This window comes from Haloarcula montana (assembly GCF_035666295.1).
GTDB classification, from domain to species: Archaea; Halobacteriota; Halobacteria; order Halobacteriales; family Haloarculaceae; genus Haloarcula; species Haloarcula montana.
In genome coordinates this window covers 2,073,559-2,099,927 of sequence record NZ_CP142027.1, presented here as the reverse complement: position 1 = coordinate 2,099,927, position 26,369 = coordinate 2,073,559, and the positions used below count along the sequence as shown (strand labels likewise).

The following is a 26,369-nucleotide window of genomic DNA, read 5'->3' as shown; positions in this document are numbered from 1 at the left end:
ATGGACGACAATTTTAAACCCGGCCCCATGGTATCGCCAGACATGGACGATATCTTTGTCGGCCGACTGATGTCCTCACCTGTAACGACCGTCGCTGCCGATGCGTCCGCGGAATCGGTTGCCGAACAGCTGTTAGACGAAGGGATCAGTTCCGTCGTCGTCGTCGACGACGAGAACCGGATCGAAGGGATCCTCACCTCGACGGACTTCGTCCGCATCGCTGCGCAAGGCGGGCGGACCAGTGCGGTCACAGTCGCCGACCACATGACGACCGATGTCGTCACGACGTCGGTAAACGAATCCATCGAACGGGTCGCTGACCTGATGATCGAGGAGGGGATCCACCACGTTCCGGTCGTCGACGACACCGAGGGCGTCGTGGGAATCATCACAACGACCGATCTCACTGCCTACCTCTCCGGCATCGAGGACCCCTCCCCCGCGCGTGTCGCGAACTGATCGTCTCCGTCCACGCGACGATCGGTCGTGACGGAGTGACTATCCTTATTTTTCGTGTATAATATAAATATCCTAATGTGGGATTTAAGAACACTTATACCTTGAGGGACACCCTCTTGTGCTCGTTTTCCAGAGACCTATGCACATATGGTTGAGCGACCTACGGGTGAGTCTGCGAGTGAGGCCGGGCTCGCAGACCCCACAGACGCGCGGTCGAACTGCGGCGTCGGGGTAGTGATGGACCTCGACGGCGGCAGCGACCACTGGGTAGTATCGGACGGACTAGATCTGCTGGAGAACCTCGAACATCGAGGGACAACAGGGGCCGAGACGAACACCGGAGACGGGGCCGGAATCATGTTGCAGACGCCACACGACTTTTTCGCCGACGAGGTCGACACCGATCTCCCCGCACCCGGCGAGTACGCCGTCGGGACGCTGTTTCTGCCGGACGACGAGTCGGAGGCGGCCGAGCTGAAAACGCTCGTCGAGTCGGAGCTAGCCACCGAGGGGCTGTCGGTCGTCGAGTGGCGATCGGTCCCGACGGACAACGACGGGCTGGGCCAGACGGCACTGGAGTCCGAACCCGAGATCGTCCAGTGTTTCGTCACCTCCGAGACGGGGGCCACCGGCACCGAGTTCGACAACCAGCTGTACGTCGGCCGGCGCGCGCTGGAAACCACCGTCGACTCCGAGGAGCCAGCGGGCCACGAACGGTTCTACGTCGTCTCGCTGGCGACCGACGTCGTCGTCTACAAGGGTCTGCTGACCGCCGAACAGCTTCCGAGCTACTATCCGGACCTCACAGACGAGCGGCTCGAATCGACGTTCGCGATGGTCCACGCCCGGTTCTCGACGAACACGCTAGGTGCGTGGCACCTCGCACACCCCTACCGCCGGATCATCCACAACGGCGAGTTCAACACCATCCAGGGCAACATCAACTGGATGCGCGCCCGCGAGACCGACATCGCGAGCGACACCTTCGAGGGCGATCTGGAGACGATCAAGCCGATCATCGACGACCCCGAGCAGTCGGACACGGCAAGCGTCGACAACGCGCTCGAACTCCTCCTCCAGGGAGGGCGTGATCTCCCCCACGCGCTCCGGATGCTCATCCCGGAGGCCTGGCGCGGCGAGATGAACAACGTCTCGGGCGACCGGCGTGACTTCTACGACTACCACGCGTCGCTGGTCGAGCCCTGGGACGGCCCCGCACTCGTCGCCGCGACCGACGGCGACCGCATCGGTGCCGTACTCGACCGCAACGGACTCCGTCCGTGCCGGTACGACGTGTTGAAGGACAACACGCTCGTGATGTCCTCCGAAGCGGGTGCGCTGGACCACGACACGGGCGAGATCAGCGAACGCGGCCGCCTCCAGCCCGGCCAGTGTTTCCTCGCAGACCCCGAGGAGGGCCGCGTCATCCCGGACGCCGAAGTGTTCGACGATATCACCGACGAGAAGTACGGCGAGTGGGTCGACCAGGAGCAGGTCGACATCGAGGAGATCGCCGACCGCGACGACAACACGCCACAGGATGCGGTCGGCGGCCTGCGGAGCCACCAGGCGATGTACGGTTACACCTACGACGAGGTCGATCACCTCATCGAACCGATGGCCGAGAAGGGGAAAGACCCCGTCGGCTCGATGGGCGACGACACGCCGCTGTCGGTGCTCTCGCAGTTCAACCGCCCGCTGTTTACCTACTTCAAACAGCTGTTCGCACAGGTGACCAACCCGCCGCTTGACTACATCCGGGAGGAACTGGTCACCTCCATGGAGTCGCGGCTGGGCTTCCAACGCAACCTGCTCGACGAGAGCAAGGAACACGCCCGCCAGCTCGTCGTCGACTCGCCGATCCTCACCGACGAGGAGACACAGGCGATCAAGGAGATCGACGAGAACGGGATGTCGACGAAGGTCCTGGACATGACCTACGAGCCCGGGACCGACTTAGAGACCGCTGTCGAGGAGCTCCGGGCGGCCGCCGACTCGGCGGCCAAGGACCACGATATCCTGGTCCTCTCGGACCGAGCAGCCGGCGACGACCGGGTCCCGATCCCGTCGCTGCTGGCGGTCGGTGGCATCCACCACCACCTCGTCCGGAACGGGCTGCGAAACCACGTCGGCCTCGTCGTCGAGTCCGGCGATCCGCGTGCGGTCCACCACTTCGCGACGCTGATCGGCTACGGCGCGGGCGCGGTCAACCCCTACCTGGCCTACCAGACCATCGAAGACCTGGTTGCCGGCCCGGACGGCGCGGACCTCGAAAATGCGATCGACGCCTACGTCGGCGCCGTCGAGGACGGCCTCCTGAAGACGATGGCCAAGATGGGCATCTCGACGGTGGAGTCCTACCAGGGCGCCCAGATCTTCGAGGCCGTCGGGCTCTCCTCGGATTTCATCGCGGAGTACTTCGAGGGGACGACCTGCCGGACAGAAGGGATCGGCGTCGAGGACATCGAGGAGGATCTCCTCCAGCGCCACGACGTGGCCTGGAGCGAGGAGGAACCCGATATGCCCCGCCAGGGAGAGTACGAGTTCCGTTCCAACGGCATCCACCACCAGTGGAACCCCGATACAGTCGGGAAGATCCAGCAAGCCGTCCGCACCGGCGACTACGATATCTACAAGGAGTTCGCCGGGCTCATCAACGAGCAAAACGAGCAGCTCCAGACGCTGCGTGGGCTACTCGAACTGGATTCGGATCGTGAGTCCGTCCCGATCGAGGACGTCGAGCCCGTCGAAGACATCGTCACGCGCTTCGAGACGGCGGCGATGTCGCTTGGTTCGCTCTCCCCGGAGATGCACGAGAACAACGCTATCGCGATGAACCGCATCGGGGCCAACGCCAACACCGGCGAGGGTGGCGAACCCCCCGAACGGTTCGGTACCGAGAAGGAGTGTACGACCAAGCAGGTCGCCTCCGGGCGCTTCGGCGTGACCTCCGATTACCTCGCCTCGGCCGAGGAACTCCAGATCAAGATGGCACAGGGCTCGAAACCCGGCGAAGGGGGTCACCTCCCCGGGATGAAGGTCAACGAGATGATCGCCCACGTCCGGTACGCGACGCCGGGCGTCGGGCTCATCTCGCCGCCGCCGCTGCACGACATCTACTCGATCGAGGACCTCAAACAGCTCATCCACGACCTGAAAGCCAGCAACCCGGAGGCCGACATCAACGTCAAACTGGTCGCCGAAGACGGCATCGGTACCATCGCGGCCGGTGTCGCGAAGGCCAACGCCGACGTGGTCCACATCTCTGGCCACGACGGCGGGACCGGCGCCTCGCCGAAGACCTCCATCAAGAACGCCGGGCTCCCCTGGGAACTGGGCGTCGCGGAGGCCAACCAGATGCTCCGGGCGACCGGGCTGCGCTCCCGGATCAAGATCACCACCGACGGCGGGATGAAGACCGGCCGCGATGTCGCCGTCGCCGCCTTGCTCGGTGCCGAGGGGTACACCTTCGGGACCGCCTCGATGGTCACCTCGGGCTGTGTGATGGCCCGCCAGTGCCACGAGAACACCTGTCCGGTCGGCGTCGCCACCCAGAACGAGAAGCTCCGCGACCGGTTCCCCGGCGAGCCACAGCACGTCATCAACTACATGACCTTCGTCGCCCAGGAACTCCGGGAACTGATGGCCGAACTGGGCTTCGAGTCGGTCGACGAGATGATCGGGCGCGCGAGCGTCCTCCAGATGCGCGACGACGTCGAACAGCCCAAAGCACGGAAGCTGGACCTCTCGTCGGTCATCGCCGAACCCGCCGGCGACGACGGTCGCTACAAGCAACAGGCGCAGACCCACGACGTCGACGAGCAACTGGACTGGGACCTGATCGAGGCCGCCGAACCGGCCATCGAGAACGGCGAACCAGTCGCCATCGACACCGGGATCGACAACGTCGACCGCGCCGTCGGTGCCACCCTCTCGAACCGCATCTCCCGGGAGTACGGCAAACAGGGCCTGCCGGACGACACCGTCCGGGTCGACATGGACGGGACCGCCGGCCAGTCCTTCGGCGCGTTCCTCGCGAAGGGCGTGACCATGGAGCTGACCGGGACGGCAAACGACTACGTCGGGAAGGGGCTCTCGGGCGGGAAACTCGTCGTCAACACGCCCGATGAAGCCACCTACGCGGCCGACGAGAACATCGTCATCGGCAACGTCGCCCTCTACGGTGCGACCCGGGGCGAGATCTACGTCAACGGGCGGGCCGGCGAACGCTTCGCCGTCCGCAACTCCGGGGTCAAAGGCGTCGTCGAGGGCGTCGGCGACCACGGCTGTGAGTACATGACCGGTGGCGCCATCGTCGTCCTGGGCGAGACGGGGAAGAACTTCGCGGCCGGGATGTCCGGCGGCGTCGCCTACGTCTACGACCCCGACGGTACCTTCGCCGAACAGGCGAACACCGGCATGGTAACCATCATGGACGAGTTGGAGGGGAAGGATCGCCAGATGATCACCCGACTGGTCGAGAACCACGCCGCCTACACCGACTCCGAGCGGGCGGCGGAACTGCTCGATGACTGGGATACGGTCGTCGAGAACTTCACCAAGGTAATGCCCGACGCCTACGCCGAAGTGATCGCCGACCGCGAGCGCGACGACGTGCGCAACGAACCGCCGGCCTCGGCCACCGCGGCCGCCGACGCCTCGGAGACCGACTTCGCGGCCTCGACCGACGACTGAGCGACTGGCGTTCGTCGAACAGTCAGACGGTGATCGCTGCCGATCGGTCCGAGACTGACCCCATTCGTTTTCTTCCACCCGATCGATAGCCGGGATATGGAGACCGCGCTGATTATCGGGGGGACACGGTTCATCGGGCGATACACCGTCGAGGAGTTCCGGGACGCCGGCTACGACGTCACGACGTTCAACCGGGGCCGCCACGACGACCCCTTCGCCGACGACGACAGCGTCTCGCAGGTGACCGGCGATCGGCGCGAGCGCGACGCGCTCGAACGCGCCCACGAGACCGTCGACCCCGATGTCGTCGTCGACTGTGTCGCGTACTTCCCGGCGGACGTCCGGACAGCGACGGACGTGTTCGCCGACAGCACGTACGTCTACGTCTCCAGCGGCGCGGCCTACGGCGTCGATCGGACGCCGAAACGGGAGGGGGAGACGCCGCTTACGGACTGCTCGCCCGAGCAGGCGATGACCGACAGCACCGAGACCTACGGCCCACGCAAGGCCGAAGGCGACCGTGTGGTGTTCGCGGCGGCCGAGTCGGGCGTCCGTGCGATGAGCGTCCGACCAACCGTGGTCTACGGCCCACACGACTACACCGAGCGGTTCGCGTACTGGATCGACCGCGTCGACAGTTACGATCGGATCGTCGTCCCACAGGACGGGCTGAGCCTCTGGCAGATGGTCTACGTCGAAGATGTCGCCAGTGCCCTGCGAACCGTCGCCGAGGAGGGGACCGCTGGCGAGGCCTACAACGTCGGCGACGAACACGCCCCGACGCTCGCCGAATGGATCGACCTGCTGGTCGAGACCTGTGCGACCGACGTGGAGACGGTCGGCGCGAGCGCCCGCGAACTCGCGACCGAAGGGATCGAGGCGACCGACTTCCCGATCTACCGGCGCCCGCCGCATCTCCTGTCGACGGCGAAGCTCCGGGGGCTGGGATGGTCCGCGACGGATCACGCGACCGCGCTCGACCGGACCGTCGCCGAACACCGAGCGAGCGGCCGGACGGGACGGGAACACGGGCCGGACCGGACCGTCGAACGGTCCCTCATCGAGCGGTTGGGCGAGTGAGCTACGCCGGCCGGAGGATCGTCTGTTTGGTCTCGTACTCCTCTAGGAAGGCGTCGATACCACCGACGGAGAGGCGTCGATCGCCGGTGTCGACGACCAGGGAGTTCTCGAAGCCGAAGTCGCTGTCGGGCGGATCGAGCAGGTTCTGTCGCACGTCGACGACTTCGCCCACGATGGTCTCGAAGGGGTCGTCGGTACCGGTCGGACGGGCGTACAACTCCGCGGTCAGCCGCTGGCCGGCACGCCGATGCAGCGTCGCCGCGAGGACGCTGTGCCTGAACATCCGCGAGGTCAGCGGTAGCTCCGGCGGCCGCGTGACCGCGACTGTCTCGCCGATCGGCCAGTAGTTCCCCAGATACGACCCGACCAGTACCGCCGCGATCGCTTCCTGGGAGAACGTGATCGCCCGCGTCTCGTCGTGGTCCCAACTGAGCATCGTCGCCGGCGAGACGAACCCCCGCTGCTGGTCGATCGACAGCAGTGAAGGCGCACCGCCGAGGCCGATCCGGACGACGGTCGCGACACCGTCGAGATCGAGCGACGACGGCGAGTCATCGGTTTCGTCTCCCGACGATCGATCGTTCGGCGAGAGGGTCAACAGGACCAACACACCGCGTTCGCGAGCCCGTTGGAGGCTCTCTCTGACCTCCGGCAGACGCCGGGACGGGATCTGCAGGACGACCTCGTGTTCGGCGGCGTCGATGTACTGTTCGAGCCGTTTGACGATCGTCGAGCGGGACTTGACGACCTCGAAGGAGTTGTCGTCATCGGCCCGTTGCTCGTACCGTGCGGTCACTGCCGACTCGACCGTATCGAGTTCACTCCGGAGTGCACCGAACGCCTCTGCGGGGTCGACCGCCCGGATGCGCGTCGGCGTCCGGTGGTCCTCGACGCTGACGAACCCCTCGGTCGCCAACCGGTCGCAGATATCGTAGACGTAACTCGTCGAGACACCGGCCGCGTCGGCGATCGTACTCGCCGTCGCGGACCCGCGCTCGACGACCGCGAGGTACGTCTCCGCGTCCGTCTCGGAGAGGCCGTAATGCTGGAGCGTCTCCCGGAGGGTCGCTGTATCCATACGCTCGTGGTCGCTCATCGTCACTCTCGCACCGGAACAGCGACACGTTCACCCAGCAGACCTATAAGTGTGGTTGGGTCCCATCAGGAGGAACGGCGTGCCGCTTTCAGGAGGTCGACGACGTCTTCCATCGTCGGGTCCTGGCTCCGGGCGTTCGACGACTGCGTGTTCGTGCCACCGGGAACCGGATCGGGATCGGTGATACTCGCCGTGTTCTGTACCGTCAGGGTCGTCGTCGGTCCGTCCTGTCCGACCGTGAGTTCGTACTCGCCGGCTTCGACGACTTTCGGACCGAGCGCCAACACGTCACCGGGGACCACTTCCAGCGCACGCAGGTCGGCGGTGATCTCGACGGTCGTCCGTTCGCCGGCGTCGAGCGACACCCGTTCGTACCCCAGCAGCCGGCGGATCGGCTGGAGGACCGAACCGTACGACTGGGTGTTGTACAGTTCGACGATGTGCTCGCCGGCCATCTCGCCCGAGTTCCGAACCTCGACCGTGACTGTGACTTCCGATTTGTTGGCCGGGTTGCCAACGGTCGGCGGTGTCACAGAGACCGACTCGTAGGTGAAGTCGGTGTAGGAGAGCCCGTGACCGAACTCGAACATCGGGGTGTTGTCGGTCGCACCGGTCGAAGTCGGGTCGTAGCGGTTGTACTGGACCGGCGCCGTTCCGACGTTTTCGGGCCAACTGAACGCGAGCTTTCCGGACGGGTTGTACTCGCCCACGAGGGTATCTGCGATCGCCGGGCCGCCGTCGCTCCCGGGCTGGCCGGCAAACAGCGCCGCGTCGAGCTTCGAGAACGTCTCCGGGGAGCCACGCGGGCTTCCGGCGAGGAAGACGCCGATGACCTGGGTCGATTCGTCGACGGCCGAAACGACGGTATCGAGGAGGTCCTGCTGTGCCTCGTCGAGGACGAGTTCGTCGCGGTCACCGAAGCCCTCGTTGTGGGTCCCCTCGCCGAGGACGACGACGGCAGCGTCGGCGTCCGGTGCTGCGTCCTCGACCTGCTGGCGCTGGCTCTCCGTGAAGTCGAAGTTCCCGTTTTCGTCGGTCTGCTGGTCGGGTCCGTCGCCCTGGCCGGCCCACCAACCGGCGTTGTTGTAGGTGGTCGGGACGTGGGCGAGACTGTTGACCCGGTCCCGGAGCGCGTCGGTCAGCAGGTTCTGTCTCGGGTACGGGCCGCCGGCACTGGCGCCCTGCCAGCCGAGCGTCCAGCCACCGTGTTGCATCAGCGCCCGGGTGTTGTTGCCGTTGCTGTCGACGCCGGGGCCGGTCAGCAACACGTCGTCCTGGCTCGATATGGGGAGCGCCCCGTCGTCGTTTTTCAACAGGACGAGGGACTCCCTGGCCAGTTGTTCGGCGGTGTCGGCCGCGCCGCCGAGCCGTTGACCGATGCGTGACTCGTCGACTGTCGGCTGGTCGAACAGCCCGAGGTCCACCTTCAGCTCCAGGATGCGACGGACCGCTTCGTCGATGCGGTCCATCGGGATCTCGCCGTCCTCGACGAGGCTCACGACGGTGTCGATGTACTGGACGGGGCCGGGCGCCGAGCCCCCGTTGCCGATCATGTACATGTCGACGCCGGCGTTGATCGCCTCTTTGGTCGCGGTCCGGAAGTCCGGCGCGTAGTCGTGGTTGGTTATCATCCGGTTGAGGTCGTCCCAATCGGAGACGACCACGCCCTCGAAGCCGTAGTGGTCCCGGAGCATCCGCGTCAGCAGCCAGTGGGAGGCGTGGGCGGGCTTGCCGTTGACCGCCCCGCTGTTTACCATCACCGTCCCGGGCTCGGATTCGAGTGCGTCACGGTAGGGTGGCATGACGTTCGTCCGGAGGTCACGCAGCGACGTGTCGACCGGCGCTCGGTCGTTGCCGTTGTTGGGCGTCGAGTACGCGGCGAAGTGTTTGACACAGGCGGTCAGCCGGTCGTCGTCCTCCAGTGCGTCCGCCCGTGCCCGCGAGATGTCGCCAGTGAGTTTCGGGTCCTCGCTGATCCCCTCGAAGAACCGGCCCCAGCGTGGGTCCCGCTGGAGGTCCGTCGTCGGCGCGAACGTCCAGTGTGCCCCCATCGAGGCCGTCGCGTCGCTGGTGTGTCGTTCGGCCGCTTCGATCAGATCGGGGTCCCGGGTCGCGCCCATATTCATCCGCTGTGGGAACGCCGTCGCGCCCTCCAGCAGGACGTTTCCGTGGGTCGCGTCGACGCCGTAGAGGAACGGGACCCCGTGATCGGAGTTGTTCAGATTGTACTCCTGGAGGTCGTTGATCCCCTCGACGACATCCGACGCCTGGAAGGAGGGTGGTTCGGCCCCACCGGAGAGGATCGAGCCGACGCCGAGGTCGCTGAAGTACTCGCCGACGGTGTCGACCCCGAAATTGTCGGGAACGTTCGACTCGCTTGGCTCGGGTTCGAAGGAACTGATCGCGACCTGTGTCATCTGGGCCGCCTTCTGTTCGAGCGTCAGCTCGTCGAGGGTCGCGTCCACGTCAGTCTGTGCCGCCGCAGTCCCGGTGCCGGCGACGACTGCCCCCGTCGCCGCACCGGTTGCCTTCATGAATGTCCGCCGGGACGTCTCCCCGAGCGTCCCGTCGGTCGTGTCGTTGTGATGTGCCATCGCGTTCCACCCCAATCAGTGATTATAATTATTGTTTTGGGAAAACCTTTGTGAGGAGACGTTCCAAACGTTTGTTTCCGATTCAGCTAGCTCGAACTATCCGCGAGATGGGACCGACAGGAGGACAAACCGTTTTCCCACCGCGGGGACGAGAGGCAGGTATGTTCGACAAGCGCACCTGGATTCGGCTCCCGCGCAACGTCGTGGTCGGCCACGGCGTCCTGGGGGAGACGATCGACGCCGTCGAGGAACTCCACCTCGCGGGCCGACCGCTGGTCGTCTCCAGCCCGACACCCCACGACGTGGCCGGCGAGCGCGTCGTCGAGCAGTTCGCCGACCAGGGGTACGATCCGGCCGAGATCGTCATCGACGAAGCGAGTTTCGGCGCCGTCGAGAAAGTCATCGAGTACGCGGAGTCCGTCGACGCCGGCTTCCTTCTGGGCGTCGGTGGCGGGAAGGCCATCGACATCACGAAGATGGCCGCCGACGACCTCGGGCTGGGCTTCGTCTCGGTGCCGACCGCGGCCAGTCACGACGGGATCGTCTCGGGCCGGGGATCGGTTCCGGAAGGCGACACGCGCCACAGCGTCGCCGCCGAACCCCCGCTGGCGGTCGTCGCCGACACGACGGTGCTGGCCGAAGCCCCCTGGCGGTTGACGACAGCCGGCTGTGCAGACATCATCTCGAACTACACGGCCGTCCGGGACTGGGAACTGGCCCAGCGGTTACAGAACGTCGAGTACTCGGAGTACGCCGGCGCGCTGGCCCGCATGACCGCGGAGATGCTTGTCGAGAGCGCGGGCTCGGTCAAACGCGGTCTGGAGGAGTCGGCCTGGATCGTCGTGAAGGCGCTCGTCTCTTCGGGAGTCGCGATGTCGATCGCCGACTCCTCCCGGCCCGCGTCCGGGGCCGAACACCTCTTCTCGCACCAACTGGACCGGCTCGTCCCGGACGCCGCACTGCACGGCCACCAGGTCGGCGTCGGCTCGATCATCACGGCGTACCTCCAGGACGGCGAGAAGGGGATGTGGCGCAATATCCGCGACGCGCTGGCACAGATCGGCGCCCCGACGACCGCCGAGGAACTGGGGATCGACGACGAGACGGTCGTCGAGGCACTGACGACCGCCCACGAGATCCGCGACCGCTACACGATCCTGGGCAACGGGATGAGCGAGGAGGCCGCGATCGAGGCCGCGACGGTCACGGGCGTCATCTGATCACAGCGGTGCGTCGACGGCGTGGGTCGGCTCCCATCGGTGGTTCTCCGAAGCGGCATCCGGATCGACCGCGTCGGCCGCGTAGACGACAGAGAGTCGATAGACGGCATCCGATCCGGGTTCGTCCTCGTTTCTGATCCCGCGGATCGTCGCCTCGACGGCCTCACGCGGGCGACAGTCGATGCCGGCTTGCCCGCGTGCGATCCGTCGGGCGGCCGTGTCGATCGGTTCGCCCGGGTCGGTCTCCCCGCACGGGAGCCCCATCCCGTCGTCGCCCGGCGTCACCAGTACCTCGCCCGCATCGTTGGTGATCGCGACCCGAATCCGGAACACACCCTCCAGGGATCGGTCGATCGCCGCCCGGTACTGATCGCCCGTCGTCACCACCGTCTCCTGGTTGACTCGCGGCGACTGCTCCCCCGCTGTGAGACGGTCCAGCCGCTCCTGGACCTGCTCCCGTGCCCGGTCTACCCCCTCCATGTGCCCGACGTGCGGCCGCGCCGACATAAATCCAGCACGTCGTTTTCACGGGGAGAAACTACGACTCGTCGGCTCAGACGTGCTCGTCGAGAAAGTCGACGACGCGGCTGTAGGCCTCGATTCGGTTCTCGCGCTTGCTGATGCCGTGGCCCTCGTCGTCGAAGACGAGTTTCTCGACGGGGACGCCCTGCTGTCGGGCCTGCTCGGCGATCTGTTCGGCCTCGCCGACCGGGACGCGGGGGTCGTTCGCCCCGTGGAGGACGAACAGCGGCGCGGTGATCCGGTCGACGTTGTTGATCGGCGAGATGGATTCGAGGAACTCGCGGTCCTCGGCGAGCGAGCCGTACTCGGCCTCCCGCAGCGATCGCCGCCAGTCGCCGGTGTTCTCCAGGAACGTGACGAAGTTGGCGATGCCGACCACGTCGACGCCGGCCGCCCACAGGTCGGGGTACTCCGTCAGCGCCGAGAGGACCATGAATCCGCCGTAGGAGCCTCCCATCGCGACGATCCGATCGGGGTCGACCGCCGGCTGGTCGTGGAGCCACTCGACGCCGGCCCGGAGGTCCCGCACCGAGTCCAGGCGCTTCTCGACGTCGTCGAGGTGCGTGTACGCCTTGCCATAGCCAGTCGACCCGCGGACGTTGGGCTCGAAGACGGCGTAGCCCCGCGAGAGGAAGTACTGTGTCAGCCCCGAGAAGGAGGGGCGGCGCTGGCTCTCGGGACCGCCGTGGATGTCGACGATCACCGGCGTCTCGCCCGCTGGAGGGTCCGCTGGCAGCGAGAACAGCGCCGGAATCTCGCGGCCGTCGAACGACTCGAAGCGGACGACCTCGGGTTCGATGAACGTCTCGGGCGGAATGCCGGCCGTCGAGGCCCGTGTCCAGCGCTCGCTCTCGCCCGTCTCGGTCTCGACGAGGAAGACGTTCGTGTTCTGTCGCCGGCCGGTGACGCTGAGGGCGAACCGCTCGGCGTCGGGTCCCCATGAGACGCCGCCGGCGAGCCCGCCCGGGAGGTCCGGCGCCGGGAACTCCTCGATGGCCGTCGGGCCGGTCAGTTCGCCGACGGTGAGTTCGGTGTACCCATCGACGTTGCGCGAGTAGACGAGCCGGCCCGACTCCCGGTCCAGCGCCACGCCGTCGATGTTCCACTCGCCGCCGTCCCGGACCGTCTCCAGCGTGCCGTCCAGTCGGAGCCGCGCCAGCGAGAGCGTATCGCTGCCCTCGTCGGTAACGAGGTAGAGCGCCTCACCGTCGGGTCCCCAGGAGACGCTCGTATATCGGACCGGTCCCTCGTGTGGTGTCAAGTGGTCCAACTCGCCGCGCTCGACGTCGAGGACGTAGACGTCCTGGTCGAAACTGGAGTGGGCCTCGCTGACGACCAGTTTCTCGCCGTCGGGCGACCACCCGCCGACCGAGAACCAGCCGTCGCCCTCGTAGACGAGTTCGGCGTCGCCCTCGCGCTCCTGGACGTAGACATCGAAGACCGCCTCGTCACGGCGGTTCGAGGCGAACGCGAACCGCTCGCCGTCGGGGTGCCAGCCCCCCCAGCGGTGTTTGGCGCCCGGCCGCTCGGTCAGGTTCGTCACCCGGCCGTCCTCGTCGAGTCGGTACAGTTGCAGTCGCTCGTTGCCGCCCTGGTCCATCCCGAAGACCAGTTCCGACCTGGTCGGCGAGTAGTCGACGAAACTCACCGGCTCGTCGGCGAAGGTCCGTTGGTCGGGCCAGCCACACGGCTCGTCGAGGGTCCAGACCTGGTCGACGCCGGTCGTATCCATCAGGAACGCGACCTGTCCGTCCGGGCCGAGCGACGCGCCGTAGGCGCTGTGGACGTTCAGGTAGCGTTCGAGGTCGTACTCGTACACGGCGGAATCGAGGCGTCCGACGGCAAAAACGCTTTGTGGCGAACGGGTGGCTTTTTCACCGCCCCCCGTGTGCCGACGGGTATGCGTGTCGCGGTCGTCGCCATGGAGACGCCTCACCACCGTGACACCGAGGGACGACGCCGGCTGGAACGGCTCGCGACCCACCTGGCCGACGCCGGCCACGAGGTCACCGTCTTCTGTGCGCAGTGGTGGGACGGACAGAACAGCCGCTTCGAACCCGAAGACGTCGCCTACCGTGCCGTCACCACCACTCCTACCGAGCCCTCGTTCTGTCTCAGACTCCCGGCACTGCTCGCGGGCCACAACCCGGACGTGATCCACGCACTCTCACACCCGCCGGGGATCGCGCTCGCTGCCGGGTTCGGCGGGACACTCGCCAGAGCGCCCGTCGCCGTCGACTGGTTCGGCGACGAGCCGCTGCCCCAGTCCCGGACAACAGGACTGGCACTGCGGTGGGCCGACCGAGTCACCGTCCCGGCGCAGATGCAACAGACCCACCTCCGGGAACGTGGCTACGACTGCTCGACGGCGATCGTCCCCGAGAGCATCGACATGTCGACGATCCGGGAGACGGAGCCGGCCGAAGACATCGACGTCGTCTACGCCCACCCGCTAGACGAGAGCGCGAACGTCGAGTCGCTCCTGCTGGGACTGGCCGAGCTACGCGACCGGGACTGGTCGGCGACCATCGTCGGCGACGGCCCCGAGCGGGCGACCTACGAGCAGGAGGTTTCGGACCTCCGGATCGACGACCGCGTGACCTTCGTCGGGGAGTGTGATCGCGAGCGCCGCGTCTCGATCTACAAGGGCGCACACACGTTCGTCCAAACCGCCGTCCGCGAGCAGTTCGCCACCGAGTTGCTGTGGGCGATGGCCTGTGGCTGTCTCGGGATCGTCGAGTACCAGGCCGAATCGAGCGCCCACGAACTGGTCGAGCAGCGCGAGCGGGCCTTCCGGGTGACCAACCCCCAGGAGATCGCCGACACCATCGTCGAGTCGGCCGACCACGAGCGCCGGGACATCGACGACTCCTTCGCCGAGTTCGACCACGACGCCGTCAGGGGCAGATACGAGGCCATCTACGACGAACTCGTCGCCGAACACGGGCTCTGGTGAGGCGCAACGAAACCCGTTTCCCCCTCCCGCCGCTATCGGAGACAATGACCGCCGACGAGACGCAGGCACCGGACCCGGCCGACGAGACAGCGGGAGACGCGGCGTCGGACGACGACCCAGCCATCGAACTGGACGCGGTCTACGACGCCATCGACGCAGTCGGCCGTCCACACCTGACGGCGACTGAGCTTTCCCGGAAGACCGACCTGACGCCCGACGAGGCTCGCGAGGCACTGGAGACGCTCGCGGCCGAGGGCGACATCCAACAGCAGGACGTGGCCGACATCGAGTCGGTGTGGTATCCGGCCGACCTCGCCGAGGTGACCGACCGCGAGCGGGTCGTCCTCTTCCCCGATCGGCGTGAGATCGTCGTCGAACACCCCCACCAGTTCACGCGGGCACAGCTCTCGCAGTTCGCCCGTCTGCAAGACACCAACCGCTCGGGCGGGTACGTCTACGAACTCCGCGAGGAGGACATCTGGGCGGCCCCACACGAGTCCCTGGACGACCTCCTCGCGACGATGCGGGACGTACTGGGCGAACGCTCGCCCCACCTCGAAGAGTGGGTGACCAGCCAGTGGGAACGGGCTCGGAAGTTCCGGCTGTACACCCACGAGGACGGCTACGTCGTTCTGGAAGCCGAAAACGACGATCTGATGGGCAACGTCGCCCGGCAGAAACTCGACGACGACCACCTCCGGGCGCCCATCTCGGATTCGGAGTCGTGGGTCAACGCCGACGCGACCGCCGCAGTCAAACGGACCCTCTACGAGGCCGGCTATCCCGTCAGGGACGACCGCGAACTGGAGACCGGCGACGCCCTGGAGATGGAGCTTCGTCTGCGACTCCGGGACTACCAGGCCGACTGGGTCGAGCGCTTTACCGACCAGGGATCGGGCGTCTTCGTCGGGCCGCCGGGGTCGGGCAAGACCGTCGCCGCGATGGGCGCGATGGCGGCCATCGGCGGCGAGACGCTGATCCTGGTTCCGTCGCGGGAACTCGCGACGCAGTGGCGCGACGAACTGGTCCGACACACGACGTTGACCGACGACGACATCGGCGAGTACCACGGCGGCACCAAGGAGATCAAGCCGGTGACCATCGCTACCTACCGGACCGCCGGGATGGACCGCCACCGGAAGCTGTTCGACCAGCGCAAGTGGGGACTGATCGTCTACGACGAGGTCCACCACGTCCCCAGCCCGATCCACCGCCGCAGCGCGGACCTCCAGACGAAACACCGCCTCGGCCTGACCGCGACGCCGACCCGCGAGAGCGACGACGAGGAGGAGATCTTCACCCTCGTCGGCCCGCCGATCGGCACCGACTGGGGGAAACTGTTCGACGAAGGCTACGTCGCCGAACCCGAAGTCGAGATCCGTCTGGTCCCGTGGGGGAGCGACACCGAGCGCAGCGAGTACGCCACCACCTCCGGCCACGGCCGACGCCAGGCCGCCGCCGGGAACACTGGGAAGATCGAGGAGATCCAGTACACACTCGAACAACACCCGGCCGCGAAGGCGCTGGTCTTCGTCGAGTATCTGGACCAGGGCGAGGCGATCAGCGAGGCCATCGACGTACCCTTTATCAGCGGTGAGATGCCCCACGCGCGCCGCGAGAAGTTGTTCGACGAGTTCCGCCGCAGCGAGCGTGACACGCTGTTGGTCTCACGTGTCGGCGACGAAGGGATCGACCTGCCGGACGCCGAACTCGCCATCGTCGCTTCCGGGCTCGGGGGGTCTCGCCGCCAGGGCGCCCAGCGGGCCGGGCGGACGATGCGGCCGGCCGGCGACGCCCGGATGGTCGTGCTGGCGACCCGCGGGACGACCGAGGAGGACTTCGTCCGCCGACAGATGCGACATCTCGCCTCGAAAGGGATCAGGGTCAACGAGACGGAGTCCGATGTGGTCGAGACGCCCGTTGACGGGGAGTGATCGGGCGACGCGGCCCAGTTAGTCGTCGTCGAACCGGCTCGGGTCCGCGGCCGCCTGGACGACGTTAACCGCGGCGACGTTCTCGGGCACGTCGTGGACGCGGACGATGTCGGCCCCGCGCTCGGCGGCCAGCGTCGTCCCGGCGATCGTCGCCTCCAGACAGTCGCCGGCCTCCTCACCGACCAGGCTGAACAGCGACTTGTGGGAGTGTCCGACCAGGATCGGACAGCCAAGCGCCTGGAACTCGTCGAGTCGGTCCAGCAACTCGAAGCTCTCGGCGGCGGACTTCCCGAAGCCGACGCCGGGGTCGACGATGATCTGCTCGCGGTCCAGCCCGGCCTTCTCGGCCAGCAGGACCCGCTCGGTCAGGGCGTCGATGCAGTCCGTGACGACGTCGTCGTAGTGGATATCGCTGTCGGGGTCGACCGGGACCTCGATGGAGTGCATCACGACGACGGGGACATCGTACTCGGCGGCGACCAGCCGCATCTCGGGGTCTTCCAGCCCCGAGACATCGTTGAGGATGTCCGCGCCGGCGTCCAGGGCCGCCCGGGCGACGCCGGCCTTCCGGGTGTCGACCGAGAGCGCCACGTCGTGCTCGGCGAGGGCTTCGACGACCGGGACGACCCGCTCGCGTTCCGCCTCGACCGGGACCACGTCGGCGCCGGGACGGGTCGACTCGCCGCCGATGTCGAGGATGTCGACGCCGGCCTCGATCATCCCCTCCGCGCGGTCGACGGCGTCTTCGACGGCGTTGTACTCGCCGCCGTCGTGGAACGAGTCCGGCGTGATGTTGAGGATACCCATGACGGCGGTCCCGTCAGACCAGGGATAGTCGCCGTCCTCGGCCGGCTGCTGGATGTCCAGTGCCGCCCGGAGTTCGTCGGCGAACGTCGAGAGGCCGTACGGTTGGCCGTCGAGTTTGTCGGCCAGGCGCTTGAACTGGGCCATCGTCGCCATCATGACGATATCGACGTTCTCCTCGTCCTGGTTGTTCAGCCCCGAGATCGCACACTCCCCGCCCAGCGAGAGCAGTTCTTCCTTGAGATACTGGCCCTGGCGGGGCTGGACGCGGGTCCGCAGGACGCGGTGGACACCCTTGCCCCGCATCCGCCAGGCACCGGCCTCGGTGACGTGGGCGGCTTCGAGCGTCCGGCGGGCCTCCGGGATCGAGTCGACGCGTTTCGGGACCATCGGCCGCGCCCAGCGGGTTCGGGCCTCCCGGACCGCGTACAGCGATCCGGTGACCAGTACCGCGTCGTCGGGGCCGGCCGCGTCGAGTGCCATCCCGACGGCGCCGGCGACATCCGACCGGGTTTCGACGGTCGCGTCCGTCGTCGTCCGGAGTGCTTCGGCGACCACGTCCGAGGCTTCCGCCCGGTCGACGTTGGGATGGCAGGCGACGGCGTGGTCGAACGCCGGCAGCGCCTGGGCGATCCGCTCGTGGTCCTTGTCGACCATCGCGCCGACGACGACGTGGAGGTCGTCGTAGTCGAAGGTTCGGAGTGTCTCGGCGACACGCTCGATACCGCCGGGGTTGTGCGCGCCGTCGAGGACGACCAGCGGGTCCTGGCCCATGACTTCGAACCGGCCGGGCCAGTGGGCGTTCCGTAACCCGCGTTCCAGATCGGTCGGCGAAACGTCGGCGACCTGGCGACACAGCGTCGCCGCGACGCCGGCGTTGGTCGCCTGGTGTGCCCCCAACAGGGAGAGGTGCGTGTCGATACGCCAGTCGGGACCCGCGACGGTGACAGCGCCCTCCAGCCCCTCGCGGCCGCCGTACGTGACTGTCACGTCCGCGTCGGCGTCGCCGACTGTCACCACGTCGCCGGCGACCTCGCGGACGGCCGCCAGCGCGTCGCCGGTCGTCGCGGTGACCAGCGGGGCATCGTCAGGGGCGACGTGGGCCTTGTCCGTCGCGATCTCGGTGACGGTATCCCCGAGGATGTGGGTGTGTTCGAGCGTCACCGAAGTGACGGTACTAGCGATGGGATCGACGACGCTGGTGGCGTCGTACTTGCCGCCGATCCCGACCTCTAGAACGGCGACATCGACGTTCTGGCGGTCGAACTCCCAGAGTGCCAGCGCCGTCAGCGTCTCGAAGAAGGTCGGCGACTCGCCGACTGCGCCTTGCGCTGTGAGGTGCGGTTCGGCCGTCTCGACGAACTCCACGAGCGCAGTCTCGGGGAGCTTCCGTCCGTTGGTTCGGATACGCTCGCGGACGTCGTCGAGGTGCGGCGAGGTGTAGAGGCCGACGTCCAGTCCGGCCTCCCGCAGGGTGCGCTCGACCATGCGGGCGGTCGACCCCTTCCCGTTTGACCCGGCGATCTGGATACAGTCCAGCCGCTCGTGGGGGTTTCCGAGCGACGACAGCAGTTCCCGCGTGGCGTCGGTTCCGGGCCGGGAGGCGAACCGGCGCAACTCGAAGAGGAAGTTCGCGGCCTCGTGGAACTCCATGCTCGCGGTAATCACGCCGTCGCGCTTTAGCCTGTCGGACCTACGACTCCCGCTGGAGCCACCGGACCACCGCACCGCTCAGCGCGACGAAGGCCACCCCCAGCAGCGGCGCCCGGTCGAGGCTCCCATTCTCTCCCGGAGGCGAGGGGCTGTCCAGGGACAACTCGTCATCGGAGCCAGTGGCGGCCTCGGCTGTCCGCTCGTCGTCGGTCGGCTCACCCGCGGTGGCGTTCGAGTCGTCAGCCGACTGGTGCGGTGCGCTCTCACTCGACTCGTCGTGTTCGGCCACGGCGGCGTTCGAGTCCTCGGCCGACACTCCGGCGTCGCGCGCTTCGGTCGCCGTCTCCCCGACGGCAGTGTCGAACTCGGTCGGCTCCGTCCCGCTGATCTCGTCGACGCCGGTTACCTCCTCGCCGGGGACATCGTCGGGGCTCCGGACGCGCTCGGCGCTCGTGTGCCGGCCTTCGCTTGCCGTGAGATCCGCCGGTGGGGGTGTCTCCCCCCGGGCAGGGCGCTGTTCCCTGTCACCGGGGCGCTGTCCGTCGGTACTGTTCCGGCGGCGGTACCACCACAGGGCCACCGTCGCGACGCCGGCGCCGACCATCGCGACGCCAGCGGCGAGCAAGCCGTATTCGCCGACCAGCGACCGAATCTGGCCGGCCTGTCGCCCGTCGGCCGCCGAATCCACCTCGTCGGCGCTCGTATCGGTGCCACCGGGGAACGGCGTCACCCGCTTCGAGTCAGGATCGAACTCCGCGGGCACCTCGACCCCGGGAACCACCCTCGCCGCCCGCCTGATCACGTCCGTGTCGACGTCGATGCGGACGACCGTGTAATCGCTCATGTGTCCGTCTTGGACCCCGGGGAGCAAAAACAGCGGTGGCTCGACAGTGACAGCCGGACCAGTGCTGCCGGCGGCTCCGCGTTCGCTCGAACCGGTGATCGAGCGGGACGGCTCGTTCGTCGCCGGCGACTACCGCTCCGTCTCGGTCTCGCGGCCCCGTTCTCCGACTTCCAGCTCCGTCACCGTCTCGTCGGTGCCGCCGTCTCCGTCGGCCTCCGCGACGGCCCGCTCGTCGACGACCGCACGTGCCGAGGGTACATCCCGATCCGCTGTCTCCTCGTCGAGGAGCGAGCGGAGACGCGCTTCGAGTTGTACCTCGCTCAGCTCCCCCTCGACGTACTGGCGTGTGAGTTCCTCGCGGTGCTCCTCGACGGTCGGTTCGGGCGGTTCGAACCGGGCAGCGAGTCCCAGCGCGGACAGCGGCGGGAGGAGCCGCTCCAGTCGGCTCAGTCCGTCGGCGACCCGCTGGCTCTTCGGCAAGGAGGCCCGGCTGGCCAGTTCAGCCACCAGCGCTACGGCGAGAACGATATCGAGTCCCGCAAGCAGGAACGTTCCGAGGATGAACGCCGGGAGCGTCGGGAGGAGGGGGCCGCCGCTGACGAGCGTCGTGAGCGTGGTGACGACGCCGGCGACGGCGACTCCGACAGTTCCCAGCGTCGTCAGGACGACACCGGCGAACAACAGCCAGTGGCGGTTCTCGGAGAGCCAGTTCACACCGTCACTAGTCGGAGTCGCGTCAAATGGTTTGCGTCACCGTGCCGACGACGGGAAGCGACGGTCACGGGGAAACGCGGTCGCCGTTCTCAGTCGTGACGGAACGACCGCTGGCCGGTGAACGCCATCGCCATGCCGTGTTCGTCCGCGGCCTCGATGACCGAGTCGTCGTTGTTCGAGCCGCCGGGTTGGATGACGGCCTCGATCCCCGCCTCGGCGGCTTCCTCGATGCCGTCCGGGAACGGGAAGAAGGCGTCCGACGCCATCACGGCACCCTCGGCGTCTTTCCCCTCGGCGTGCTCGTCGGCTTTCATCGCGGCCAGGCGGACGGCGTCGACCCGGGAGACCTGCCCCATGCCGATGCCGACCGTCTCCGTCCCTTTGGCGAAGAGGATGCCGTTGGACTTGACGTGTTTGAGCGTGTGCCAGGCGAACAGCATCGACTCGATCTGGTCGTCGGTGGGTTCACGATCCGTGACGACCTCCAGGTCCGCCGCCGCGAGGTGCTGGGTGTCCCGTTCCTGGACGAGGCGGCCACCGACGAGGGGTTTCTCGGTGAGTGTGTCCGTGACCTCGAAGTTGTCGGATCGGCCGGACTCGTCCGTCGGGCCGCCCCCGGGGTTCACGTCCAGCACGCGGAGGTTCTCTTTCCGGAAGAGGACATCCAGTGCGGCGTCGGTGTACCCGGGAGCGACGACGACCTCTTTGAACGAGTCGATGATCCGTTCGGCGGTGTCGGCGTCACACTCGCGGTTCAGCGCGACGATGCCGCCGAAGGCGCTCATCGGGTCCGTCGAGAGCGCGTCGGCGTAGGCCTCCGAGAGCGTGTCGGCGGTGGCACAGCCGGCCGGGTTGGTGTGTTTGATGACCGCCGCCGCGGGCTCCTCGAACTCCTTGATGAGGTTCAGGGCGCCGTCGGCGTCGTTGTAGTTGTTGTACGACAACCCCTTCGCGCCCTCGTTGAGTTGGTCTGCGTGGACGACGCTGGCCTCCGAGACAGTGGTGTCGGCGTACAGCGCGGCGTCCTGGTGGGGGTTCTCCCCGTAGCGCAGGTCGGCGGCGCGATCGTCGGAGACGATCCGGCGGGCCGGGAACTCCCCGCCCTCGTCGCCGTCGACGGACACCGTACCGTCGTCCTCGACGGTGACGCGGTCCTGGGCGAACCACTTGATTACCCGCGGATACGCGGTGAACTCGCCCTCGTAGAGGACCCGTTCTTTCAGCGAGTCCTCGTCGTCGCCCTCGAAGACGGGGATCGGCTCCTGGGTGACGATGGGGCCGCCGTCGACCGTCTCGTCGACGACGTGGACCGTACAGCCCGAGACTTTCACGCCCGATTCGAGTACCTGCTCGTGAGCGTCGGCTCCCGGGAAGTTCGGCAGGAGCGACGGATGGACGTTCAGCGTCGTCGGTGTCCCGTCCAGAAACGTCTCGCTGAGGATGCGCATGTAGCCGTCCAGGGCGACGAGATCGAAGTCGTACTTCGAGAGCGCGTCGAGGACGCGCCGTTCGTGGGCTTCGCGGGCCTCGTCGGGGTCACGTTCGACGACCTCGGTCGGGAGACCGCGTTCGGCGGCGTCTTCGAGGACCGGCGCGTCGCCGTCGTTGGTCACCACGACAGCGAACTCCGCCCCGCCCGGAGCGCGGTCGGCGATGTTCAGCAGGTTTCGGCCACGGTTGCTGGCCATACCGGCGAGTTTCATATCTGAGTGGCTGCGGGGAGCGCGCAAAGTAGTTGCGAAACGAACGTTGGACGGACCGAGACAGTCGACAGTGAGCCGAGCGCCGGCACGGTTCCGTGTCGGTGTCTCTTTGTAGCCGGCCCCGTAGCCTCGGGTATGGCGAAAGGACGGAGCCAGTTGGCGGGCGCTGTCGCGGCCGTCGGTGGCCTCCTCTGGACGGGCTGGGCTGGCGCGGCACACGTCCTGGGGGAGACACCGACCCCGCTGATCGGCGCCATCGTCGTTTCGACAGCTGGCGTCGTCGCCGGCTGTTACGCCGTCGAGGAGTTCTACGGCCAGCGCATGAAACGGCCCGGGACGGCCGGTGCCTGGCTGGGTGGCCTCGCCGGCCTCGTCTTCGCGATTGGACAGGGACTCCGGCTCGCGACCGGCGGCGGCGACGGCGTGCTGGCCGTCGGCGTCCTTGGCCTGTCCGTAGGGTCGCTGCTGGTGGCAACTGGACTAGTTCGGACCCGAATCCAGCCCCCGTGGCTGGGTGTCCTGCTCGCGCTCGGAACGATCGGCTTTCTCCTGTACGAGGCGATCCCGGCCGCGGCCGCCCTCTACGGGATCGCCTGGTTCGCGCTCGGCCAGGACTTCTACCGCTACGACCCACCCGACGGCCGCTTCGGCGAGTCGGCCGACGACTACGGCTGGCTCTCCTGATCGGGTCGGGGCCGACGCTATCTGGGAACAGCTATACGGTCTGCGATCACAGCATCCATCATGATCGACCAGACAGTTCGAGAGATAGAGGAGATGGATACCCAGAGCGCCTCGATCGTGGCCGTAAAGGCCGCGAACGCACTGCTCGATCTCACCGAGCGGGAAGCTCATAGCGTCGATGAGTTCCAGCGAACGCTCGAACGAAACAGCGGCGCTCTCCAGCGGGCGAACCGCTCGCACGCACCGCTGTATACGACCCAACAGCGGATCGTCGAATCGGTAGCCGAGGCGGACCCGACCACGGTTGCGGAGGCCAAGGCAGCCCTGGAGAGCGTCGTCGAAGACGTCGTCACCGAACTCGAATCCAGTAAGGCCGCCGCGGCCGACCGGGGAGCCGAGCTGATCGAGGACGGCGATGTCCTGCTGACACACGGGAGCTCCTCGACCGTGTTGGCGACGCTGGAACGGGCACTCGAAAACGGCACGCAGTTCGACCTGTACGTCACGGAGACACGGCCGCGCTATCTCGGTCGGCGGACGGCACGGCAGTTGAGTGATCGCGACGGCGTCGACGTGACGCTCGTCGTCGACGGCGCCGCCGGGCACGCGCTGCGGGAGTGTGACCGGGTCCTCGTCGGGATGAACTGTCTGATCGACGATCGGCTGTACAACCGGATCGGGACCTACCCGATCGTCGCCACGGCCGCTGACCAGGACGTGTCCGTCACCGTCGTGGCCTCTTCCTCGAAGTTCATCGGCAGCGGGTTCACCTTCCAGAACACGTACCGCTCACCCTCCGAGGTCACGCTCGAACCGCCCGAGGGGTTCGACGTACTGAACCCGGGCTACGACGAGGTCCCGACGCGCCTGCTCGATATCGTCGTCACTGAGGACGCGATACTGGAGTTCTGAGCCGTGGGACGGCCCTCGCCGAAACGCTGAGGTGCAAGGCTCGTGAGTACCCTGGTGTGACAGACGACCAGACCGACCCCGTCAAGACGGCGCTGTCCGGTTCGATAGACCTCTACGACATCGCCTCGTGGGACGTACGGTCACCACTCGATCGGGTATCGGTATCGTTGTACGGGCTCTTACACGCCTCCCGGCGATGGCTGTTGATCGCCGTCGGCGTCCTCCTCTTTTTCGCCCAGTTGGCCGCGACAGTGTTGCTGGTCGTTCGCCGGCCCTCGGTCGGCGTCCTGGCGACGCTGTCGGCGCTGCCGGCCCTCGCGATCGTCGGCTATCTCTGGTACGACGATCCGACGATCCGCGAGCCGATCGAACCCCTGGCGATCACCTTCGTCCTGGCGATCGTCTTCGCCAGTATCGCCGCCCTGTTCAACACGCTGTTGCAGCCGTTTTTCAGGCTCATCCCGGTCGTCGGGATGGCGCTGTTTTTCTTCGTCGTCGTCGGCCCGATCGAGGAGACGGTCAAGTGGCTCGGGATCAGAGTCGGCGCGTTCGACACCATCGACGCCGTCGTCGACGGCGTGGTCTACGGCGCGGTCGCCGGCCTCGGGTTCGCGACCATCGAGAACCTGCTGTACATCTCACAGGGCTACCTCCAGGCCACCTCGACACAGACGATGGAACCGGTGCTGGCGGCAGTCCAGACGGCGACGAGTCGCGCGTTCGTCGGCCCGGGCCACGTCCTCTACTCCTCGTTTGCCGGCTACTACCTCGGGCTGGCGAAGTTCAACCCCGAGAACAAAGGTCCCATCGTCGTGAAGGGCATCCTCATCGCTGCACTCATCCACGGCATCTACAACACGTCTGTGACATACCTCCCCAGGTTCGTACCCTGGAACCTCCTGACGTTCGTCGGCTTCGTCGTCGCCTTCGACGCCGTCGTGGGCTACGCGCTCTACCGGAAACTCTCCCGGTACAAACACCACTACCACGAGATCGAGGCCGCGGGCGACCCGTAACGACACGCTTTTTCGCGCCTCTCGCGTCCCCTCTCGCATGACCGAGAGAGGGCCACTCACCGCCGTATCGCCGCTCGATGGCCGGTACGCCCGCTACACCGAACCGCTCGTCCCGTACGCCAGCGAGCGGGCGCTGATGCGCGCCCGCGTCCAGGTCGAAGTCGAGTACCTGCTTGCGCTCGCGGACCTCGACGCGACACCGCTGACGATCGGCGCCGAGCAACGCACGACGTTGCGGGCGCTATACGAGGAGTTCAACGACGAGGACGCGAACGTCGTCAAGCAACTGGAGACGGAGGGGTACGGCGAGTACAGCGCGACGAACCACGACGTGAAGGCGATCGAATACTTCGTCCGCCTGGGAATGCCCGACGGGCTCGACGCGGACCACTGGATTCACTTCGGGCTGACAAGCGAGGACGTCAACAACCTCGCCCACCGGCTGCTCGTGAAGCCGGCCGTCACCGACGTGTTGGTCCCGGAACTGCGCGAGATCAGGGACACCCTCGTCGAGATGGCCCACAGCTACGGCGACGTACCGATGCTCGCCCGCACGCACGGCCAGCCCGCGACGCCGACGACCTTCGGCAAGGAGATGGCCGTCTACGCCTCCCGGCTCGGGAAAGCGATCGGGCGGATCGAGCGGGCCGCCGAGGACCTCTCGGGGAAACTCGCCGGTGCCTCCGGGACCTACGCCGCCCACCACGCCGCCTACCCGGACGTGGACTGGCCGGCGTTCTCGCGGGCGTTCGTCGCGGACCTCGGCCTGGATCACGAGCCACTGACCACGCAGGTCAACCCCTGTGACGACCTCCAGACCGTCTTCGACGCCCTCCGTGGAGCGAACAACGTTCTGCTGGACATGGATCTGGACATGTGGCTCTACGTCTCGGATCGCTATCTCGGCCAGGAGGCCGTCGAGGGCGAGACGGGCTCCTCGACGATGCCACACAAGGTCAACCCCATCGACTTCGAGAACAGCGAGGGGAACCTCTCGAAGGCCAACTCCGATCTGACCTTCCTTGGCGACTACGTCACCAGTTCCCGCCTCCAGCGTGACCTCTCGGACTCGACGGTCAAACGGAACATCGGCGCCGCCTTCGCGCACTGTCTGGTCGGCTACAGCAAGTGCCAGAACGGGCTGGCGAAGGTCGTCCCCAACGAGCAGGTGATGCGCACGGAGCTAGCGGAGACGCCGGAGATCATCGGCGAGGCCGTCCAGACGATCCTCCGCCGAGAAGGGTTCGCGGACGCCTACGAACAGGTCAAGAAGGCGACCCGCGGCCAGCAGGTCACGATGGCGGACTTCCAGGCGATGATCGACGACCTGGACGTGAGCGAGGCCGTGCGAGCGGAGCTGTCGGCGCTGACGCCGACGGGGTATACGGGAATCGCCGAGCAACTCGCCGACGACGCCTGATCGGTACCGTCCCCAGGACGTGATCGGAACGCTCACCACAGGCCAGTCCAACCCTGGTGGTAA

General features: G+C 67.1%; 18 protein-coding genes. 10 read left to right on the top strand and 8 right to left on the bottom strand.

Going from position 1 to position 26,369, the window contains the following annotated elements:
• The first annotated feature begins 42 nt into the window (after nt 1-42).
• From VJ109_RS11000 to VJ109_RS10990, 3 genes are all read left to right on the top strand, one after another.
• On the top strand, nt 43-459 hold the full coding sequence (locus tag VJ109_RS11000) for a CBS domain-containing protein (protein ID WP_324756714.1): 417 nt from the start codon (nt 43-45) through the stop codon (nt 457-459).
• A gap of 147 nt (nt 460-606) precedes the next feature.
• Nucleotides 607-5,154, top strand: a complete 4,548-nt coding sequence (gltB, locus tag VJ109_RS10995; protein ID WP_324756713.1) for a glutamate synthase large subunit — start codon at nt 607-609, stop codon at nt 5,152-5,154.
• 96 nt (nt 5,155-5,250) lie between these two features.
• Nucleotides 5,251-6,234 (top strand): NAD-dependent epimerase/dehydratase family protein, encoded by a 984-nt coding sequence (locus VJ109_RS10990; RefSeq protein WP_324756712.1) that lies wholly within the window; start codon nt 5,251-5,253, stop codon nt 6,232-6,234.
• 1 nt (nt 6,235) lies between these two features.
• Here the strand turns inward: VJ109_RS10990 and VJ109_RS10985 are convergent, their stop codons facing one another.
• Nucleotides 6,236-7,330: a TrmB family transcriptional regulator gene (locus VJ109_RS10985; RefSeq protein WP_324756711.1), complete on the bottom strand. Its 1,095-nt coding sequence runs from the start codon at nt 7,328-7,330 to the stop codon at nt 6,236-6,238.
• Nucleotides 7,331-7,395: 65 nt separating this feature from the next.
• Entirely contained in the window at nt 7,396-9,924 is a 2,529-nt protein-coding gene (locus VJ109_RS10980; RefSeq protein ID WP_324756709.1) for a glycoside hydrolase family 3 N-terminal domain-containing protein, read from the bottom strand.
• 161 nt (nt 9,925-10,085) lie between these two features.
• Here VJ109_RS10980 and VJ109_RS10975 point away from each other — a divergent pair, with 161 nt between their 5' ends.
• On the top strand, nt 10,086-11,144 hold the full coding sequence (locus tag VJ109_RS10975; protein ID WP_324756708.1) for an NAD(P)-dependent glycerol-1-phosphate dehydrogenase: 1,059 nt from the start codon (nt 10,086-10,088) through the stop codon (nt 11,142-11,144).
• On the opposite strand, the gene VJ109_RS10970 is transcribed toward VJ109_RS10975, so the two are convergent.
• Both VJ109_RS10970 and VJ109_RS10965 read right to left on the bottom strand, forming a co-directional pair.
• On the bottom strand, nt 11,145-11,624 hold the full coding sequence (locus tag VJ109_RS10970; RefSeq protein WP_324756707.1) for an NUDIX hydrolase: 480 nt from the start codon (nt 11,622-11,624) through the stop codon (nt 11,145-11,147).
• A gap of 73 nt (nt 11,625-11,697) precedes the next feature.
• Nucleotides 11,698-13,485 (bottom strand): S9 family peptidase, encoded by a 1,788-nt coding sequence (locus VJ109_RS10965; RefSeq protein WP_324756706.1) that lies wholly within the window; start codon nt 13,483-13,485, stop codon nt 11,698-11,700.
• An 81-nt stretch (nt 13,486-13,566) separates the two neighbouring features.
• Here VJ109_RS10965 and VJ109_RS10960 point away from each other — a divergent pair, with 81 nt between their 5' ends.
• Together VJ109_RS10960 and VJ109_RS10955 are read left to right on the top strand one after the other, a co-directional pair.
• Complete coding sequence (locus VJ109_RS10960; RefSeq protein ID WP_324756704.1) at nt 13,567-14,622, top strand: glycosyltransferase family 4 protein; 1,056 nt, start codon at nt 13,567-13,569, stop codon at nt 14,620-14,622.
• Nucleotides 14,623-14,666: 44 nt separating this feature from the next.
• Nucleotides 14,667-16,556: a DEAD/DEAH box helicase gene (locus tag VJ109_RS10955; protein ID WP_324756703.1), complete on the top strand. Its 1,890-nt coding sequence runs from the start codon at nt 14,667-14,669 to the stop codon at nt 16,554-16,556.
• Between the two features lie 18 nt (nt 16,557-16,574).
• On the opposite strand, the gene folP is transcribed toward VJ109_RS10955, so the two are convergent.
• The 4 genes from folP to purH all read right to left on the bottom strand — a co-directional run bounded on the left by folP (nt 16,575) and on the right by purH (nt 22,274).
• Nucleotides 16,575-19,013, bottom strand: a complete 2,439-nt coding sequence (gene folP / locus VJ109_RS10950) for a dihydropteroate synthase (RefSeq protein ID WP_324756701.1) — start codon at nt 19,011-19,013, stop codon at nt 16,575-16,577.
• A 40-nt stretch (nt 19,014-19,053) separates the two neighbouring features.
• Nucleotides 19,054-19,857 (bottom strand): hypothetical protein, encoded by an 804-nt coding sequence (locus VJ109_RS10945; protein ID WP_324756700.1) that lies wholly within the window; start codon nt 19,855-19,857, stop codon nt 19,054-19,056.
• A 129-nt stretch (nt 19,858-19,986) separates the two neighbouring features.
• A complete protein-coding gene (locus VJ109_RS10940; RefSeq protein ID WP_324756699.1) occupies nt 19,987-20,571 on the bottom strand; it encodes a hypothetical protein in 585 nt (194 codons plus the stop codon).
• A gap of 89 nt (nt 20,572-20,660) precedes the next feature.
• Nucleotides 20,661-22,274, bottom strand: coding sequence for a bifunctional phosphoribosylaminoimidazolecarboxamide formyltransferase/IMP cyclohydrolase (gene purH / locus VJ109_RS10935; protein ID WP_324756698.1), 1,614 nt, complete (start codon nt 22,272-22,274; stop codon nt 20,661-20,663).
• A 135-nt stretch (nt 22,275-22,409) separates the two neighbouring features.
• Here purH and VJ109_RS10930 point away from each other — a divergent pair, with 135 nt between their 5' ends.
• From VJ109_RS10930 to purB, 4 genes are read left to right on the top strand one after another with little or no spacing between them, the layout of a single operon-like run.
• On the top strand, nt 22,410-22,958 hold the full coding sequence (locus VJ109_RS10930; RefSeq protein ID WP_324756697.1) for a hypothetical protein: 549 nt from the start codon (nt 22,410-22,412) through the stop codon (nt 22,956-22,958).
• A gap of 60 nt (nt 22,959-23,018) precedes the next feature.
• Entirely contained in the window at nt 23,019-23,870 is an 852-nt protein-coding gene (locus VJ109_RS10925) for an eIF2B alpha/beta/delta subunit family protein (RefSeq protein ID WP_324756695.1), read from the top strand.
• A 56-nt stretch (nt 23,871-23,926) separates the two neighbouring features.
• On the top strand, nt 23,927-24,886 hold the full coding sequence (locus VJ109_RS10920) for a PrsW family intramembrane metalloprotease (protein WP_324756694.1): 960 nt from the start codon (nt 23,927-23,929) through the stop codon (nt 24,884-24,886).
• 37 nt (nt 24,887-24,923) lie between these two features.
• A complete protein-coding gene (purB, locus tag VJ109_RS10915; protein ID WP_324756693.1) occupies nt 24,924-26,306 on the top strand; it encodes an adenylosuccinate lyase in 1,383 nt (460 codons plus the stop codon).
• Nucleotides 26,307-26,369 lie beyond the last annotated feature (63 nt).

Excerpts from the sequence above, each read along its gene's own strand:
- VJ109_RS11000 (WP_324756714.1), top strand. The coding sequence starts at position 43 with ATGGACGATATCTTTGTCGGCCGACTGATGTCCTCACCTGTAACGACC.
- gltB (WP_324756713.1), top strand. The coding sequence starts at position 607 with ATGGTTGAGCGACCTACGGGTGAGTCTGCGAGTGAGGCCGGGCTCGCA.
- VJ109_RS10990 (WP_324756712.1), top strand. The coding sequence starts at position 5,251 with ATGGAGACCGCGCTGATTATCGGGGGGACACGGTTCATCGGGCGATAC.
- VJ109_RS10985 (WP_324756711.1), bottom strand. The coding sequence starts at position 7,330 with ATGAGCGACCACGAGCGTATGGATACAGCGACCCTCCGGGAGACGCTC.
- VJ109_RS10980 (WP_324756709.1), bottom strand. The coding sequence starts at position 9,924 with ATGGCACATCACAACGACACGACCGACGGGACGCTCGGGGAGACGTCC.
- VJ109_RS10975 (WP_324756708.1), top strand. The coding sequence starts at position 10,086 with ATGTTCGACAAGCGCACCTGGATTCGGCTCCCGCGCAACGTCGTGGTC.
- VJ109_RS10970 (WP_324756707.1), bottom strand. The coding sequence starts at position 11,624 with ATGGAGGGGGTAGACCGGGCACGGGAGCAGGTCCAGGAGCGGCTGGAC.
- VJ109_RS10960 (WP_324756704.1), top strand. The coding sequence starts at position 13,567 with ATGCGTGTCGCGGTCGTCGCCATGGAGACGCCTCACCACCGTGACACC.
- VJ109_RS10955 (WP_324756703.1), top strand. The coding sequence starts at position 14,667 with ATGACCGCCGACGAGACGCAGGCACCGGACCCGGCCGACGAGACAGCG.
- folP (WP_324756701.1), bottom strand. The coding sequence starts at position 19,013 with ATGGAGTTCCACGAGGCCGCGAACTTCCTCTTCGAGTTGCGCCGGTTC.
- VJ109_RS10945 (WP_324756700.1), bottom strand. The coding sequence starts at position 19,857 with ATGAGCGATTACACGGTCGTCCGCATCGACGTCGACACGGACGTGATC.
- purH (WP_324756698.1), bottom strand. The coding sequence starts at position 22,274 with ATGAAACTCGCCGGTATGGCCAGCAACCGTGGCCGAAACCTGCTGAAC.
- VJ109_RS10930 (WP_324756697.1), top strand. The coding sequence starts at position 22,410 with ATGGCGAAAGGACGGAGCCAGTTGGCGGGCGCTGTCGCGGCCGTCGGT.
- VJ109_RS10925 (WP_324756695.1), top strand. The coding sequence starts at position 23,019 with ATGATCGACCAGACAGTTCGAGAGATAGAGGAGATGGATACCCAGAGC.
- purB (WP_324756693.1), top strand. The coding sequence starts at position 24,924 with ATGACCGAGAGAGGGCCACTCACCGCCGTATCGCCGCTCGATGGCCGG.